Below are 15,999 nucleotides of genomic sequence, written 5' to 3'. Positions count from 1 at the left end.
GATAGAAAATGGCTGCTAAAAATGCAGCCATTAACTTGAAAGATGAAGGGTATAAAGGTTTCCAACGGCTGCAAGGTCTATTATCATCGGCATCCTATGCCCTAAAGGAATGTGATTACTATGCGCTGTAAAACGCTAACTGCTGCCGCTGTAGTTCTTGTGATGCTGACTGCTGGCTGTTCTACTTTGGAGAAAGTGGTTTATCGGCCGGATATTAACCAGGGTAACTACCTGACACCCACTGATGTGGCAAAAGTCCACAAGGGCATGACCCAACAGCAGGTAGCTTACACTCTGGGCACTCCGATGCTGCAAGATCCATTTGGTACTCAAACTTGGTTCTACGTATTCCGCCAGCAACCAGGCCATGAGAAAATCACTCAACAAACTCTGACGCTGACTTTCGACAGCGCGGGTGTGTTGACTGACATTCAGAATAAACCGGCATTAACTAACTAATTTTTGCTGGTTACCTTTCGGCCCGTAAAGACGAATCAATCATCTTTACGACAGTAATAGGCTGCAACTCGGAAGGAAAAATTCTGATAAAAAACAAGGCGCTTCGGCGCCTTATTTTTTCGCATTCTCTGCCCGTTGACGGCGCAGCTCTTTAGGATCGGCAATCAACGGTCGGTAAATTTCGACGCGATCACCATCATTGAGTATGTCAGTCAATTTGGCTGGACGACTGTAGATACCAACCTTGTTGCTGTCTAAATCGATATCACCGCGAATATCCAACAACCCAGAAGCTTGAATAGCTTGCTCAACGCTACTGCCCTCTTCAAGCTTCACTTTGCGTAAATATTGACGTTCCGGTAACGCGTAAACTACTTCTACGCGTATCTCAGACACTGTAAACCTCTTTCGCCCGTTGAGTGAACGCTTGCACCATATTACCCGCTAGCTCTTTGAATACTTTACCGAAAGCGAGCTCGATCAGTTTGTTAGTAAACTCAAAATCTAAATGCAGCTCAACCTTGCAAGCTTCTGGACTCAACGGCGTAAAATGCCAACCGCCCATCAACTTACGGAACGGACCATCAACCAGTTGCATATTAATGCTTTGGTTATCCAACAAGGTGTTACGGGTGGTGAAGGTTTTGCTAATCCCTGCTTTAGCGACGTCTACCGCAGCGGTCATTTCATTGTTAGATGCATTGAGCACCCGACTACCGGTACAGCCTGGCAAAAAATCGGGGTAAGAATGTACGTCATTCACTAGCTGGTACATTTGCTCGGCGCTGAACGGCACTAATGCCGAACGACTAATCTGAGGCATATCATTTCCTGTGAGACATAAAACACGCAGATAATATCATTTATCTATCGTCAGACAAAAAATCCGCTACACATTCGATAGTTCAGAAATGCGATAAATTGCGCAGGCGTTGAACAGTAAAGGATTTCTTTCGCTGACGCATCCAGTATAATGGCCGCACTATGACGAAGAAAAAAGCATACAAACCCGGTTCAGCCACCATTGCGCAAAACAAGCGAGCGCGTTTCGAATACTTCATTGAAGAAGAAATCGAGGCGGGCTTATCCCTGCAAGGGTGGGAAGTCAAATCGCTGCGTGCTGGCAAAGCCAACCTCAGCGACAGCTACGTGACCTTCCGTGACGGTGAGGCCTACCTGTTTGGCGGCACCATCACGCCGCTCAGCGTGGCTTCGTCGCATGTGGTTTGCGATCCAACACGCACCCGCAAACTGCTGTTGAACAAACGCGAACTGGACTCGCTGTTCGGTCGCGTTAATCGCGAAGGTTATACCGTGGTTGCCCTATCCATGTATTGGAAAAATGCTTGGGTCAAGGTCAAAATCGGCGTAGCCAAAGGTAAGAAAGAACACGATAAGCGCGATGATATCAAAGATCGTGAATGGCAGACGGCGAAAGCCCGTATCATGAAACACGCCAATCGTTAAGCCACTGGCGTAACAAGGTAAACTTCTGGTATACTGCCGAACAGTACTTGGGGCTGATTCTGGATTCGACGGGATTTGCGAAACCCAAGGAGCATGCCGAGGGGCGGTTGGCCTCGTAAAAAGCCGCAAAAAAATAGTCGCAAACGACGAAAACTACGCACTAGCAGCTTAATAACCTGCTCAGAGCCCTCTCTCCCTAGCCTCCGCTCTTAGGACGGGGATCAAGAGAGGTCAAACACAAAAGAGATCGCGCGGATGTCCTGCCTGGGGCTGAAGCGTTAAACTTAATCAGGCTAGTTTGTTAATGGCGTGTCCATCCGCAGTTGGCAGGCGAATGTAAAGATTGGACTAAGCATGTAGTGCCGACGGCGTAGTAATTTCGGACGGGGGTTCAAATCCCCCCAGCTCCACCACTTATAGCAAGACAGTGCACGGACGGCACGAATAGAAACAATGAGTTAGTAACAAAGACCAGACTTTGAACTGACACAGAAAGGACAAAAAAATGCACTTAAAATGCACGTGCATTTGAAAGTGAATTGACAGAAAGCCTCGGACTCGCTCTGAGGCTTTTTGTTTTGTAGCTCAATACGTCTATACAGTAATGAGACTGATTTTATCGAACTTGCTCAAGCCTGCTTAGGCTATGTTTTTCAAGTGTTTTTAGCCTACTCACTTTCGCTACCGCCTACCCAGTCATGCCCATATTCGCAATACTTTTGCCCCATTTTTGCCCCATAAAGCAAAAACCCGCACTTGGCGGGTTAGGTAGATGTAAGCGCCTACTGTTTGTTTACGTAGGTCAGATACCAATCTGTGAAAGTAATTTGCCAAACTGGGACTTACGGGCTTAACACTGATATTTGAAGTGACGCCCGTCGATCCCGGCTTTACACGTCAGATGGATCTGGCGTGGCATCACTATCGAGTGCAGCTTGCATTTCTTTTTGCTCAAGGTTCCAGATTGAGTCTGCGGGCATTTCTAGGCGCAAATCAATCCAGCGCCCTTCGGGTATATCCATCCGTTCACCGGCCACTATCGTTGCAGTATCAATATCAAATCGGCGCTTACTCACTGTAACTGTGATAGTGCCATCCTCCGCTGTTTCTGTTGCGACAAAGCACATAAAATTACCGTTCATGTCCTGTGGAACTTCGATTTTCCAACTCTCTTTTGCGAAGCCAAGCGAGCCCGTGACATGATAGATTCCTGTCGAAACCCTTTCTGCCGTTACCCCCTCAGCTTCTGCATTAACGGCAACACAACCAGCAAGCGTGAAGCCATCGATATAGTCGGCATCCATACCGTCAGGATTATTTGATAATCTCCCAATCGGTGATGCGCGTTTAATAAAACCGTTAGAATCAACAGTGGTATTGCTAGTTGTGTAGTGAATTGACCATTGTGTTGTCGAGTCCAGCGCTGTTGGTGACATCGAAAATCTAGAATGGAATACCCCATTTGTCGTCATGAATGATTGCGCACGCCGCGTCGATGCATATGCCGATTGCCATCCGGCACCGTTTCCCGGAACTTCTGGAGATCCTCCTATTGATGCTAGAAATTGACACGATGCGCCCATTGCAAACGTACCAGCCGAGCCCAGACCCCACGCCCCGTTCGTCATCAATCGATTAGCTGTTGCGTCAAAATTTGATGTTTGTACGTCACGCGTCGCGGCGGTTCCGAGCGATGATTTATCAGCTTTTCCTGTCACTACCTCGACAGATTTCGCGGCCAGGGTTTCACTGTTTTTTGCTGCTAATGCAGAAGCCGCTGCATCCGCACGCATTCTATCTACTGTAGCTACAATCGCAGGATTGAGATCAGCATCATTAGGGATCGTTAGAAAATCGTTTAACGTTCCGGGTTGCGAATTGATAGAAACAACAATATTTCCCACGCGCTGTGGTTGCTCGCCATATGCGGAGATAACAACATCATAGGCACCTGGTTCGACAGAAAATGAGTAATGCCCATTTTCATCGGTCACTGATTTTGATGTCGCCATGTTTAATACTGTTGCGGATGTTTTAATTGACTTCAGAATTATTGCCACACCAACACGAGGATTGCCAATCGGGTCTCTGAGTACATCGCTGATTAATACCATTTAAATATCCTTAATAGTTACGGAAACTTCATATAAATCCTGGAGTGCCAATCAAAAATAATCATATGCTTTACTGTATTATTCAGGCATCTCGACACGTACAGAGATGAATGAATCTTGCGGAATATCTATAGGGTCACAATCCGAATAACCTTCAATTTCATTGCGTGCAAAATTAGGTGCGTTGGGATGAGTGCGGTGATATGTTTTAACTAATATCGAACCATCCATGTTGACTTCATAATCTAACCAAATGCGGGGTTGCTTATTTTTATCAAGAGGAATTTCAAACCCTCCGTCAACCCCGCCCCAGCCAATATCTGAATTCAAACCAATACAGCCACTAATGAGATATTCACCGACGCTTATTTTATTTACAGAGCAGCCGTTAGATTCGTCATTGGTTTTAAAATTTCCGCCACAAAAAATATTAATTATCGGTGATGCGCGTTTAATAAAACCGTTAGAATCAACCGTGGTATTTTTAGTCGTATAATGAGCATTCCATTGTGTTGTCGTGTCGAGTGCTGTCGATGATAGCGAGAATCTAGAATAAACAACCTCATTAGTTGTCATAAACAATTGAGCACGGCGGGTCGCTGCATATGCCGATTGCCATCCTGCGCCGTTCCCCGGGATCTCTGGAGATCCTCCCAGCGACGCCAGAAATTGGCATGATGTACCCATTGCAAACGCACCAGCAGAGCCCAGACCCCACGCCCCGTTCGTCATCAATCGATTAGCTGTTGCGTCAAAAGTTGATGTTTGTACATCAAGCGCCGCTGCTGTTCCGAGTGCCGTTTTATCAGCTTTTTCATTCAGCTCTGTAATAATTCCATTCCACGCTGGGCCAGTAAATTCGCTACCATCTGGAAGTTTTACTGAAATATTTCCGGTGCCACTGAAAAGCCGTTGCCAATTATCTTTGTCGTAGTTTAATCCTCGAAGCGCTTTTGCTGTTTCCGCTGCTAACTGTGCTGTAATAGCATTCAGTGTGTCGCGTGGTACAGCAGACCATGCAGCACCGGCCTGTGTCGGGCCATCGTAAGTCTTTATTAGCGTAACTCGCGTTGCGCTATCTACGATTTTTACTGGCAGCGTATACGTTACACCACCGACAACGGCAACGATCATGTCACCACCGGCTAGCTCTGTATTGAATGATGTCCCCGCGCCGTTAATTATTGCGGAATTATTTGTAAGGGTAATTGTTCCTGCTGGCATGATGAATTCCTGAATTTAGGTAATAAAAAACCCGCCGCAGCAGGTTGGATAAATACGTTATTGTTCGATCAGCCACCGCCAAAACTCTGTGGGTACATATCCATGTCAACACAAAGAACAGATGATTTACATTGAAAATAACCATCTGCGTATACCGAGTCCTCTTGCCAATGGTTAGCTTCCCAAAATCCAGTATATAACCCGTCTGTTTTTGAGAATATTGCGTTTGTTTTTTTTCGCCATCTCTTACCAGAGTACCATCCAGCTGTGCTTGTTATTACTGGTGTAAATGCAAGTTTCCCCGGTAATGTTTGAGCGTAGCTATTAAATGTGTTTTTTATTAGGATCGGAGGTTGTCTATCTGATATTGATATTGTACCTGATTGATTCCTGATCCGTAATCCATAACCACCCTGGTTTGCTGCTCCAACATTCCTAAACGTAAGTATCCTAACGCCCACAGTGTTTCCAACAAAATGCAGATGATTGCCATCATATCTAGACATCCCACGAATACAACTAAACTCATTGCCGGGTATTGTTGCACCGACAAAAACTATATCTCGATTCTGAATTCCCGGTATATCAAAATCACTTATCTGATTTGGTATATATGCTGCGTATTGAAGAACCTGAACGCACCTACTTGGTAGCAGTATTGGATTTACATTTCTAGAGTTAGCAATCCTTAGACCGTATGCATCGCCAGTAGAAGAAGGGAGGGCGGTAACTAAGACCCTAAAATAAACCCCACCAATTGGGTAGTTTTCATTTGGATCTGTTGAATAATCTATTGGATTTTCAAGGTACAATCCATTGCTTACAATACGGATATTCCCAGACCAGCTAAGTCTGTCGGCCCCGTTATGTATTGCAACAGAAACAGTACTCGAATCAAATCCAGTCCAATCGAATTCACAAAAAAGCCTCGCATTAAATGGCTCCATCTTTTTGGGCTTATCAAAAAAAATGCAGGTACCATAAGACACATCAGATAACTCGATGGGCTTTTTTCCACCGGCTTGTATTCTAAGTCCATAAGACATTTTCTATCACCCCAAAAAACCTAGAGTTATTTTCTCATTACCCGACGCATCAAAAACCCTAACAGCGAGATTATCTATTTTCATTCGTCCTTGATTACTCACAGAGCCATTAATTGAAATGCCGCCTGTTTTATCAATACGCCAACCTCTAGAGTTTTCAATAAAGTCATTAGATTGGATAAAATTACCAATCATCGCATTGGTTATCCAAGCGTTACCAATGAATGCTTGATTAATTAAAACCTGCCCATCCTTGATGACAAAAGGTGAATAGTAACTACCGCTGTTGCCACTGATAACAACAAATTGATTGGCATTAACGGCCACACGTGTCACAACCTGATTACCGTTGACCGTCGCGGCCACGGATAAACCCGCATCATAATTCGTGCCGTTATATCGTATCCCCGTTTTCAACGTATAGATGGCTGAGGGGTTTGATACATCCGCATATGCTGTCATTTTCTGTTGAATAGCGGCCTCCTGTTCGGAGAACTTCGCAACGACATTCGTTTCTAATGCAGCAACAGCAGAGCCAGCATCTGCGGCGACCTTCCTTGCCTCAATGATACCGGCCTTATTTTCACCATAGTTGGCCCACTCTTGGTTTACGGTATCGTAATTAGCCAGTGCATTCTGCAAGATGGCTTCGGGGCTAGTTTTCAGTGGTTCAAGCAGCGCTTGTCCGTCCGGCGAATTAAGATAGTCATCGACAACAGAGCCAATCAGATCATCAGCATCAACGTTGGACACCCCTTCAACAAACTGTGTCCAATCCCCTTTATTCCCGATACGGTCAACCAAACGAGCACGGTACCACCGGCGAACACCCGCGGGCATAGGGCCGTGCTGATAGCTCACTCCGGGATAAGGCATGTTGGCAAGCAATAGCGGATTTTGACCATCTGCCGTAGTGGCTTGCTCAATCTCGGTGTAGGCTGTGTCGCCAGAACCTGCTGGAAATGCCCAAGTAATATCGATAGCCCAAACAACATTATCGGTGGCTAATAGGTTCACCGGTGTACTAGGCTTACCTACTTTTCCGCTGAGCGTTGTTGAGGCCGCATTCCCCCACGGGGAAGACACATCAACGGCATTGACCGCGCGTACACGAACGTCATATACACCCGCATAAATGCCCTGCACGCTAAAACCCTGCGTTGTGGTGCGACCGATATTGACCCAATCACCGTTATCTTTGCGCCACTGAGCCATATAGTCGATGGCACCTTCTACGCGATCCCACGTCACCTGCATCGACGCCACGGTCAAACCTTGCGCCTCATGATCAACTTCAGTAATCACAATGTTCTTCGGCGCTAACATCACGTTTGGCGGCGTTACCGAAATTGGTAGCGGATCGATACGCACACCATCATCGATATAACGGTATTTATTCGGGTCATGCTGTACGCCAGCCACGGTAAACGTCCCGTCATCATTTGAGCTGATAGACGTCACGCGGTAATACTGGATTGCCAAACTGTCACTATCAATACACCAAACCGCACCGTGAACGGGCGTCAGCCGATACGCGGTAGCTACCGTTAACGTTTTTTTGTCGGCACTGATTGCGCTAATAGTACGACTTTGCGCTGCCCCATCAGGCAAATTGGCAACCAACCGATCGCCAACTGTGTAACCTACAGGTCGATCGACAGTAATTTCTCGTCCGCTGACCTTGCTGATGCGTCCACCGTTGTCTTTACCCGCACGGAACGGATCGGCAACACCGATAATTTCCGCAGGCAACGGGAGATACCCATCTAACCCAACAGAAAACGAAATGGAACCATCTTTAGCGTTAGACAAGATCGCCCAACGACCACGCCGATGCGCTTCACTTTGAGACGTACAACCGATCGCCGTAAGCTGCATCTGGTTAACACCGTAACGCTGCACAAGATCTTCATCGTATACAGCTTCGACCGTATCGGAGTAATGATTGATGGCGTCTGAATAAGACACGTTACAAGAGCTGAACCGGTTTTTATACGAACCGCCAGCATAGGTAAAAACACCATCCACAACGTTCGAGACATGGTAGACATAATCCACATCGTTTTGCGGTACATCGGCATTGACATAAATCTGGTCATTACCCCAGAACGTGATCCCACGAAACACCGCTGATAGGTCACGCAGTACGGTATAAGCATCTTGCTGATTCTGGATAAAGACATTACAAACGAAACGCGGTTCTGTCCCACCCGCTCCATTTGACACACTTTCATCACAGTACTGCGCGATGCTATACAGCTGCCACTTGTCGATCATGCTGGCATCAATACGATTCCCCATACCGTAAATTTCATCCAGCACCAGATCGTAGAAAATCCAGGCCGGGTTATTGCTGTATGCCAGCTTAAAATTACCCGTCCAAGTTCCGCTGTATGTGCGAGTTACGGGATCATAAGTATCCGGCACCCGTATCAGTTTCCCTTTGGGTTTGCAGGTTGTTTTTGGCACGCTGCCGTTGAACTGGCTAGAGTCGAGCTCGATATACAGCAAGGCGGTGTTGGGATAACGCAGTTTGCTATCAATGACCTCAGCAAATGAGAATACTTTGAAGGCGTTGATTAATTTTGTCGACGTTGAGTCTGGTGTAATGCGGCGAACACGCATCGACCAGCCCGTCGTGGACTTCGGCAAATCGACACGATGATCACGCTGATATTCCGATGTGGTTTTTCCGTCAAATTTACCATTGACGACTGTCTGATATGCGCCCCCATCCGTCGACAAATCAATGGCGTATTCCGTAACAGTGCCCACCATGTCACCGTTATCTTTGTACTGATACTGAATGGGCAGGCTGAGCTTAATCCGGATCGCGTCAAGACTGATGTTAGAAAAATTGCGTATCCAAGGTGCCACTGCCTTAACTTCAACTCCTACCGATGATTCATTATCAATTTCTGGCAGCCCCTGAATATAAGCTTGGTCTTGCGTACCCTTGCGAAACTCCCACTTAACGCCGGTAAAATTATAATTTCCGGCATCATCGGCAAGCGGAGTGTTGTTGAGATAAATCTGTTGCGCGACGAGATCGCCCTGAATTTCACCTTCGGATAACGCGATAACCATTTTCAGCTTGGCGACCGATAATAAATCATCCGGCTGCTCTACAGGAGTATGCGCGCTACCGCCACCACCTTTGCGGCCTTGAATTACAACCTGCCCTTGTAGCAATCTCATAAGTCACGCCCAATAAAAAAGGCTACACATGGCAGCCATTAAAAGAAAAGTTAGATCATTGTTGGTCGCTGGAGAATATGCCCGCACTGATGATGGCACCGCCTATCTCACGTTCACCATAAAGCACTGGAACTGGATAACCCATGGCTACTGTGTTCACTGGTGCGCCAAATGCGTAGTTGGGTTTATTATCCGTGCTTGATGATGCCCCGACGTTCATATTGGGTTGTGGCGTAAGGAGCTGCACAACGCCGCCCAGCATCATGCTGATGCCGATCCCCGTTAATACCGATGTTGCTGAAATTGTGGCAGCTGATGCTAATGCCCCCCATGCAGCCAAAGATGCGCCAGCAGTAAAGAACGCAGCGACAAGCGCCACAGCACCAATAACGATTTGCAAAACACCGCCCCGCTTCGCACCTTCAATAATTGGCATGATCACGAATTCATTCGCACCTTTTGCCATATCGAATTCTTCGAGCCCTATATTTTCTCGCCCACTGAAAAACGCGAACCGAATACCGTCAAGGTGTGCCGTTGACATGTATTTTTTAAAACCGGGGATAGTCGCGCACATCGCACGTAACGCCTCACGCAAGTCGGCGACAGCATATTCATGGTGGCGACCAAACATCTTACCCATGGCGCCCTTGAGCGTGATTTTTTTACGCATTAAATAGCTCCTTGTGCCGAACAACGCGAACCGTGCGATCACGGTAATATTTCCCGTAAGGCACCCGCGCAGAGAGGTTACCGAAGTTGTGATGTAATATAATGTTATCACCAACGTAAATGGCTGCATGATTAGTCACTGGTGCGCTAATCCGCATCATGATCATATCTCCGTCACACATCAAATCCGGTGACACCTCTATAAACCCTTCTTTTTCCCAGTTGTCGTCGTAAAGGTTTTGCTTGCCATCAAGCCACCACTCATATGAAACAGAATAGTTACCCAAGATGATACCGTGCTGCTGCCGGTGGTAATCCATGACTAGCGTCCAACAATCTGAAAATCCCAAGACCCACTGACGCCCGACAAGATCACGTTCCCCACGAGGGGAAATCGTGCAAAAGTCCCCATCCGGCCAAGACATGATCCCCCACTCTATGCCTGAATAATCGCACTGTATTCGGTCAAACTCAGAAGGGATAAGCTGCACGACATCAGGGTGAGAATGCACAATCATAATGATCTCGCCCTTCTGCTCTGCGGCTACATAATCAACAGGACATAATGTGAAATAATCATTAGGTTTATCGGCGATATTGCGGCATGGGATATAACGCTGACACGCTCCTGTTTCAATGATCACCCCGCAAGCCTCTTTGGGGTACTCAGCGGCGACGTGCTGACGAATGGCTCCCAACAATTTTTCGCGCATGGTTATTTCCCCTGTAAGTTCGCTGCAGGGAAGCCCCCATAGGGAAGCGGATTACTTTTCCCGTGTCGATCTTCGCAATCCCGTATACGCCCACCACAAACATCCTGCGAGGGGTCGTCAGTCGGCGTGCCGTCCTTTTTGAAATACCGGGTACCGCTGTAATCACAACCGGTTCCCGTTCGGTACCAGCCACGCATACACCAGGTGCAAACTGGGGTGATCTGCCGTGTTGGCAATTGCAGGTTTTGGATATCGAAAGGGGTGCATAGCTCAAAATCAACCTGCGATCGCGTTTCTGCTTTTTTGGCATTGATGTAATACAGCTGCACCCGTTCTTCAGTAGGCATTGCGTTTGGATTGCCATCCGTCCAGTTAGCCGCGTCCAAGTATTTAGCCATGGTGGTATGAACCCGTACCTTTGCCTGTACTAAATCGTCATATTGCAAGCAAAGTGCGGTGACATAATTTCCGATATTCCCAACCGAAAGCGTCGGAGTTGGTTGGGAACCGGTACTGGTCAATTCCGCACCTTTATATTCGTAGGGGTGCGGATCGTATTCATTCCCCTGCCAAATGATGGAAGGCATATTATCCGCCGCGAATGACGCCCAACCGTCTGTCGGTATATTGTGTGCATGGAACCGCAGAACACGATCCATTCCAAATGCGGTGCCGTCAACTTCGACCAGTTGAATTAGCTCTCCAGGTTCTAATGATTGTAAGTCTTGAGTTATGCTCATATGACACCAGTAGAAATAGGCCACAATGTAGTGACCTGCGTGGTTATGTTAAAAATGATTACGGTGAAAATGCTTGTTCAAACGTGAACGTTATTTCAACAAGTTGACTATTGATAAACTTTGGTTTTATAGAATCCGATTTCACTCTATATAAATTTCTTTCGCTCCATGGAGTCACCCACCAGAATGAACTTATTACATGAGTTTTTAAAAACGCCCTCACTAACGAGAGATTATTCTTTTCGCCATTACAGGAAAGTGACCAAGTCTCTACCGCAGCATTAAGACCTGAGCTTGCTATCTGCTTATATCCATCCCCAAATTGCACCTGGATGGTTGAGATATTAATTTCTTCATTGGCTTGAATTCTTACTGGCCAACTGAATGTATCAATAGCCATACGCCACCATTATTTTCGATAAAGTATCCCACCCGGAGATATTTCCTTTCTAAGCCGATCGGAAATAGTTGTTTGAATAATTGCCTGTAATTGTCTAGCTGTATTTTCTGTGTTGGTATTACTTGTTTCACCAGAGGCAACTTCTTGTGTAATGCTTACTGGAGCATTCACATGGATTGTTGTCGTATCCGAGCCAGATGACAAAGCACGCACGCCGAGAGAACCATCAGGCCCACGCTTAAGAGGCATAATGGCTTCTGGTCCCGCCTCCCCCATCAAGCCAGCACCCTTGGCAAACGCAAACATTGTGGGACTACTAACAACTTGCCCACTGTACGCGCTGAGTGAAGGGGACGAATAAACACCGCCTTTGGCATTCGCAATCATTGGAACCGGCCCCGGATTGTTTCCGCCCCCCACAGTCCCTCCGCCGACGCTCATAAATGACGACAAAATCGTTTTGGTAATTAAAGCCTGAACCGTCATATCGATGAGGCTTTTAATGATCGACTGTGCTAAGGAAGAAAACAAACCAGACATACTATCTTTGAAGCTCTGAGTACCTGTAAGTAATCCTGTTAGCATATTAGTGGTACGTTCGCGTGCCGCATCCACCAGCCCGATCTGCATCTTGCTAATGCTGCTCTGGCCTGCGTATAAGTTCAGTGCCTGCTGATATTGTGCATCAGTTGACTCCTGTGTTGCTGCTTTCATCAACTGCTCATAGCGTTGCTTGTCGATGTAACCTTGCTGGTAATACGCCTGATACTGGGCTTGCTGCTGTGCCAGTTGATTGCTCAGTTGAACTGAAGGATCGACATCACCCGCTAAGCTCTGCCGAGGTGCAGCAATAGCATCCGCTTCGGCATTCAACCGTTGACGTGCCATTTCCTGCTGTAACGTACTACGTGCAACGAGATAATCGCGCTCAGTCAGCAACCTAGAGTCATACAACGCTTTCAACTCTCGGCTGGTTTCTTGCTCTTTGCGAACCGCAGCTTTACCGGGTGCGTATTGCTCAGCCAGCTCTAACCGCTGACGTTGGTAGTTTTCAGCGTTCAAGGTCATCACACGCTGCACGTCGACCTGACTAGCACCGACCGCTTTAGCCAAAGCGATCAGCTTGGCCTGTGAGGCTCGTTCTTCCAGATTGATCTTAGCTAAGCTGGTCGCGTGAGCAGTTTCTATCTCTTGCCGTAGCTGCTTGTACTGACTTAGTGATTGCTGCCCTTTTTTATCGACCTTAGCAGAGTCTTCCCCGCCCCACGGACTTTCGACAGAAACACTCGCTGTTCCTAATTTGTTAACCGCATTTTTAAGTGCGCCAGCATCGGCCAACCCACCAGTAATCATGTCGGCCATGCCATTACTGGTTGCAGACATTGCATTTCTGGCGTTGGTTAGATTCTGCTGTGCGGTAGCAGTGGCGGTATTTACGTCCTCCAATTGCCCCTTTAGTGTATTACGCTCTTTTTCCAGTGTTGCCGGGTCAGAATAGAGAAAGCCTAGCGCTCCCTTGTTGCGATCACGCGCAGCATTGATACGCGTATCACTCAATTGTGCCAACTGGCTTTCAATCTTCGATTTTTCATCACCGAGATTTTTTAGCTGCCCTTCAAAATCATCGACCTTAATTGCTATTTTTGTCTGGGAAAGTTTAAGCAGTTCACCCGTGGTTTCGATCACGGCATCTTTCAATGCCAAGGCAGATTGACGAGCCTGTTTATTTTGCTCATGAAAATACAAAATTGCAGAACCCGCCAACATCGCCGCGCCGAATGGCCCACCAATTAACCCCAATGCACCGCGAGCTAACCCTGTGGCCACTGACGCCGCTCGAGCAGAAACTGATAACCGTTTGTTTGCCGTATCCAGTTGAGCCGTGGCAATCGTAGCCGCACGCGTAGCCTCGGTTTCATCGCGAATAAGGCGATTGTAGTCAGCCGCATAGCTGATGTTCATACCGTGCTGCTTTGCTGTTTTTTCCATTGCACGAATACGACCAAACTCGGCATCATTTTGCAGCAAAGTAGCATTAGCTGCGTCAATTGTTTTCTTAGCAATATTGACCTGATCCAGTGCGGCAGAACGCACTGCGGCTTGCTGATCACGCCATGCTCCAATGCTTTCACGAACTCCAGCAGTTAACTTGGTGGATAACACAGGGATCAGCGTATACATCGCCACGCTGGCGATCATATTGAAGTTATCAGCCAGACCGTTAATCGCATCCGTCACACTCTGTACGCCAGTGCGCAAAGGACCACCGTTAGCCTGACCAACTTTAATGATCAGCCCTTCAAAGGCGCTTGTCAGCCCCATGAGATCGCCGTTCAAGTTATTGACGCGGGTTGCGGCCTGTTCATGCGCGGTTTGTGTGCCAGTCAATGACGTTGTCAGATCGTCCAGCTTGCTACGATTGCTTACCAGAATAGAAGCAGCGTTAATGTTCTCAAGACCAAACATCTTTACCGCTTGGGCGGTGGATAGGTTCTTCTTAGACAGATTGTCCAGTGCAGTACTTAATCCTACAACCGAGGGCTTGAGCGTTTTATCCGTGCCTTTTTCAAGGTTAAGGATGACGTTACGTAACCCGGTACCAGCCTCACTCCCCTTAATTTCACGCTCTGCCAACACCTGGATCGCAGCATTAAGCTGCTCAAAACCGATCCCGGCCTGTGCCGCTGCTACACCGCCATTCTTTATCGCTGCTGCCGTGTCGGCAATTTCAGACGAGCCATACTTAGCACCTGCAGCTAAAACGTTAATGTAACGATCGGCTTGGCTGGCACTAGCACCGAACTGGTTAAGGGACAGTGCCAATGTCTTGGTGGCATCCGGCAAGGTCGTACCAGCAGCTTGCGCCAAAATCAGGGCGCTATTGGTCGCAGCTGTCAGCCCATCTGCCGTTTTCAGCAGTTCCGGCTTGGCGCTAGCCATCAGCGTTAACGCTTCCGCAGCTTGGCTGGCGCTGTACTCGGTGGTGCGCCCCATCTGCTGGGCTGCTTCATCGAACTGTTTCAGTTGTGCACCGGTAGCACCGGTGATAGCAGAAAGATCGGACAGCGCCTGCCCATACTGCCGGGTTGTCGTAATGACACTGCCCAATGAAAAACCTAACCCAGCTACGCCAGCCAAACCAGCCAGCGTTCCTTTCAGACTGCCGACAGTTTTGCCTATACGCTGATAAGCATCGTCTGTTTTTTTCGCGTCCTGCTGTGCCTGACGATTAAACTTGCCAGATTGATCACCAGCTGTACGGTACGCAGCCACCAGTTTGTTTCTAAAATTGGCGTCATTCAGGTACAACCCAACCGCCAACGATGCTACATCAGCCATTCCCAAGCACTCGCATAACATCAGCACACTGTGCATCAATGGAACTTTGCACAAGCTGAACGGGTTGATGAACAGCGGCATCCTCAGCAGTATCGGCAGTAATGCCCTGCAGTTTGAAGTATGCCCGCCAGTGATTTAGAACTTGCGCCGGTAATGCGGCGATTTTGCGAGGGTCTGACTCACCCCAGCGATCGGCCAACTGAAAAATCAGCATCAACCAGGGCGAGTCAGTTAGTTTTTTTCCGCGTCTTCCAATGTGCCAACAGCATGACGTTTGATGGTACTTATCGCTTCAACCAATGTCGGGTTGTCATGTGCCTTAAGTAGCTCATCAGCGCTGGGAAGTGCACTTGTCGGAACACGCTTACCATCAGGTGTCATAAAGCAAGACAGCAACAACTCAAGGTTAAGGCGCGCGGACTTATTGATATCACCAGCCTCAATGGCGCTTTTCATACCATCTTCATTATCCTGCAGCTCTGATGCCTTCAGACGGCGAATAAAGGTTTTAACACCAAATATTGACACCTCAATGACATGATCGTCAGACTTCAATAGCGCCGCTTTCAACGCCTTCAAATCGTATTTCTCGGACATCGGGATTTACTCACTTAATGTGTTGTAATG

At 47.5% G+C, this 15,999-nt stretch carries 15 protein-coding genes and 1 other RNA gene; 4 read left to right on the top strand and 12 right to left on the bottom strand.

What is annotated here, in order from left to right; genetic code table 11:
- Positions 1-8 precede the first annotated feature (8 nt).
- Together AC3ISQ_RS06010 and bamE are read left to right on the top strand one after the other, a co-directional pair.
- A complete protein-coding gene (locus AC3ISQ_RS06010; protein WP_489351446.1) occupies positions 9-131 on the top strand; it encodes a hypothetical protein in 123 nt (40 codons plus the stop codon).
- Entirely contained in the window at positions 121-459 is a 339-nt protein-coding gene (gene bamE, locus AC3ISQ_RS06005; protein WP_489351444.1) for an outer membrane protein assembly factor BamE, read from the top strand. Before AC3ISQ_RS06010 ends, bamE begins: the two co-directional genes overlap by 11 nt.
- 111 nt (positions 460-570) lie before the next feature.
- On the opposite strand, the gene AC3ISQ_RS06000 is transcribed toward bamE, so the two are convergent.
- Entirely contained in the window at positions 571-855 is a 285-nt protein-coding gene (locus tag AC3ISQ_RS06000; protein ID WP_489351442.1) for an RnfH family protein, read from the bottom strand.
- Positions 848-1,282, bottom strand: coding sequence for a type II toxin-antitoxin system RatA family toxin (locus AC3ISQ_RS05995; RefSeq protein WP_489351440.1), 435 nt, complete (start codon positions 1,280-1,282; stop codon positions 848-850). Before AC3ISQ_RS05995 ends, AC3ISQ_RS06000 begins: the two co-directional genes overlap by 8 nt.
- A gap of 161 nt (positions 1,283-1,443) precedes the next feature.
- Here AC3ISQ_RS05995 and smpB point away from each other — a divergent pair, with 161 nt between their 5' ends.
- Both smpB and ssrA read left to right on the top strand, forming a co-directional pair.
- Positions 1,444-1,926, top strand: a complete 483-nt coding sequence (gene smpB / locus AC3ISQ_RS05990) for an SsrA-binding protein SmpB (protein WP_489351439.1) — start codon at positions 1,444-1,446, stop codon at positions 1,924-1,926.
- Between the two features lie 49 nt (positions 1,927-1,975).
- Positions 1,976-2,339, top strand: a transfer-messenger RNA (tmRNA) gene (gene ssrA, locus AC3ISQ_RS05985).
- A 477-nt stretch (positions 2,340-2,816) separates the two neighbouring features.
- On the opposite strand, the gene AC3ISQ_RS05980 is transcribed toward ssrA, so the two are convergent.
- From AC3ISQ_RS05980 to AC3ISQ_RS05935, 10 genes are all read right to left on the bottom strand, one after another.
- On the bottom strand, positions 2,817-4,040 hold the full coding sequence (locus tag AC3ISQ_RS05980; protein ID WP_489351437.1) for a phage tail fiber protein: 1,224 nt from the start codon (positions 4,038-4,040) through the stop codon (positions 2,817-2,819).
- A gap of 78 nt (positions 4,041-4,118) precedes the next feature.
- Positions 4,119-5,264, bottom strand: coding sequence for a phage tail fiber protein (locus AC3ISQ_RS05975; protein WP_489351435.1), 1,146 nt, complete (start codon positions 5,262-5,264; stop codon positions 4,119-4,121).
- A 68-nt stretch (positions 5,265-5,332) separates the two neighbouring features.
- Positions 5,333-6,310 carry a DUF6453 family protein gene (locus tag AC3ISQ_RS05970; RefSeq protein WP_489351433.1) on the bottom strand — a complete coding sequence of 326 codons (978 nt, stop codon included), beginning with the start codon at positions 6,308-6,310 and terminating at the stop codon, positions 5,333-5,335.
- A 6-nt stretch (positions 6,311-6,316) separates the two neighbouring features.
- A complete protein-coding gene (locus tag AC3ISQ_RS05965) occupies positions 6,317-9,508 on the bottom strand; it encodes a TipJ family phage tail tip protein (protein WP_489351431.1) in 3,192 nt (1,063 codons plus the stop codon).
- Between the two features lie 55 nt (positions 9,509-9,563).
- Entirely contained in the window at positions 9,564-10,181 is a 618-nt protein-coding gene (locus AC3ISQ_RS05960) for a tail assembly protein (RefSeq protein WP_489351429.1), read from the bottom strand.
- The gene (locus tag AC3ISQ_RS05955; protein ID WP_489351427.1) at positions 10,174-10,893 is read right to left on the bottom strand and encodes a C40 family peptidase; all 720 of its coding nucleotides are present in this window, start codon (positions 10,891-10,893) and stop codon (positions 10,174-10,176) included. Before AC3ISQ_RS05955 ends, AC3ISQ_RS05960 begins: the two co-directional genes overlap by 8 nt.
- Before the next feature lie 2 nt (positions 10,894-10,895).
- Positions 10,896-11,633: a phage minor tail protein L gene (locus tag AC3ISQ_RS05950; protein ID WP_489351425.1), complete on the bottom strand. Its 738-nt coding sequence runs from the start codon at positions 11,631-11,633 to the stop codon at positions 10,896-10,898.
- Between the two features lie 58 nt (positions 11,634-11,691).
- Positions 11,692-12,033 (bottom strand): phage tail protein, encoded by a 342-nt coding sequence (locus AC3ISQ_RS05945; RefSeq protein ID WP_489351423.1) that lies wholly within the window; start codon positions 12,031-12,033, stop codon positions 11,692-11,694.
- 9 nt (positions 12,034-12,042) lie between these two features.
- The gene (locus tag AC3ISQ_RS05940; protein WP_489351422.1) at positions 12,043-15,372 is read right to left on the bottom strand and encodes a phage tail tape measure protein; all 3,330 of its coding nucleotides are present in this window, start codon (positions 15,370-15,372) and stop codon (positions 12,043-12,045) included.
- A 231-nt stretch (positions 15,373-15,603) separates the two neighbouring features.
- Complete coding sequence (locus tag AC3ISQ_RS05935) at positions 15,604-15,969, bottom strand: phage tail protein (RefSeq protein WP_489351420.1); 366 nt, start codon at positions 15,967-15,969, stop codon at positions 15,604-15,606.
- Positions 15,970-15,999: the final 30 nt, after the last annotated feature.

It is taken from the genome of Serratia sp. KH_031, from assembly GCF_057839655.1.
This window is presented reverse-complemented; position numbering and strand designations above follow the sequence as displayed.

Excerpts from the sequence above, each read along its gene's own strand:
- AC3ISQ_RS05975 (WP_489351435.1), bottom strand. The coding sequence starts at position 5,264 with ATGCCAGCAGGAACAATTACCCTTACAAATAATTCCGCAATAATTAAC.
- AC3ISQ_RS05965 (WP_489351431.1), bottom strand. The coding sequence starts at position 9,508 with ATGAGATTGCTACAAGGGCAGGTTGTAATTCAAGGCCGCAAAGGTGGT.
- AC3ISQ_RS05935 (WP_489351420.1), bottom strand. The coding sequence starts at position 15,969 with ATGTCCGAGAAATACGATTTGAAGGCGTTGAAAGCGGCGCTATTGAAG.
- smpB (WP_489351439.1), top strand. The coding sequence starts at position 1,444 with ATGACGAAGAAAAAAGCATACAAACCCGGTTCAGCCACCATTGCGCAA.
- AC3ISQ_RS05955 (WP_489351427.1), bottom strand. The coding sequence starts at position 10,893 with ATGCGCGAAAAATTGTTGGGAGCCATTCGTCAGCACGTCGCCGCTGAG.
- AC3ISQ_RS05960 (WP_489351429.1), bottom strand. The coding sequence starts at position 10,181 with ATGCGTAAAAAAATCACGCTCAAGGGCGCCATGGGTAAGATGTTTGGT.
- AC3ISQ_RS05950 (WP_489351425.1), bottom strand. The coding sequence starts at position 11,633 with ATGAGCATAACTCAAGACTTACAATCATTAGAACCTGGAGAGCTAATT.
- AC3ISQ_RS05945 (WP_489351423.1), bottom strand. The coding sequence starts at position 12,033 with ATGGCTATTGATACATTCAGTTGGCCAGTAAGAATTCAAGCCAATGAA.
- AC3ISQ_RS06010 (WP_489351446.1), top strand. The coding sequence starts at position 9 with ATGGCTGCTAAAAATGCAGCCATTAACTTGAAAGATGAAGGGTATAAA.
- AC3ISQ_RS05995 (WP_489351440.1), bottom strand. The coding sequence starts at position 1,282 with ATGCCTCAGATTAGTCGTTCGGCATTAGTGCCGTTCAGCGCCGAGCAA.
- AC3ISQ_RS05980 (WP_489351437.1), bottom strand. The coding sequence starts at position 4,040 with ATGGTATTAATCAGCGATGTACTCAGAGACCCGATTGGCAATCCTCGT.
- AC3ISQ_RS05940 (WP_489351422.1), bottom strand. The coding sequence starts at position 15,372 with ATGGCTGATGTAGCATCGTTGGCGGTTGGGTTGTACCTGAATGACGCC.
- AC3ISQ_RS05970 (WP_489351433.1), bottom strand. The coding sequence starts at position 6,310 with ATGTCTTATGGACTTAGAATACAAGCCGGTGGAAAAAAGCCCATCGAG.
- bamE (WP_489351444.1), top strand. The coding sequence starts at position 121 with ATGCGCTGTAAAACGCTAACTGCTGCCGCTGTAGTTCTTGTGATGCTG.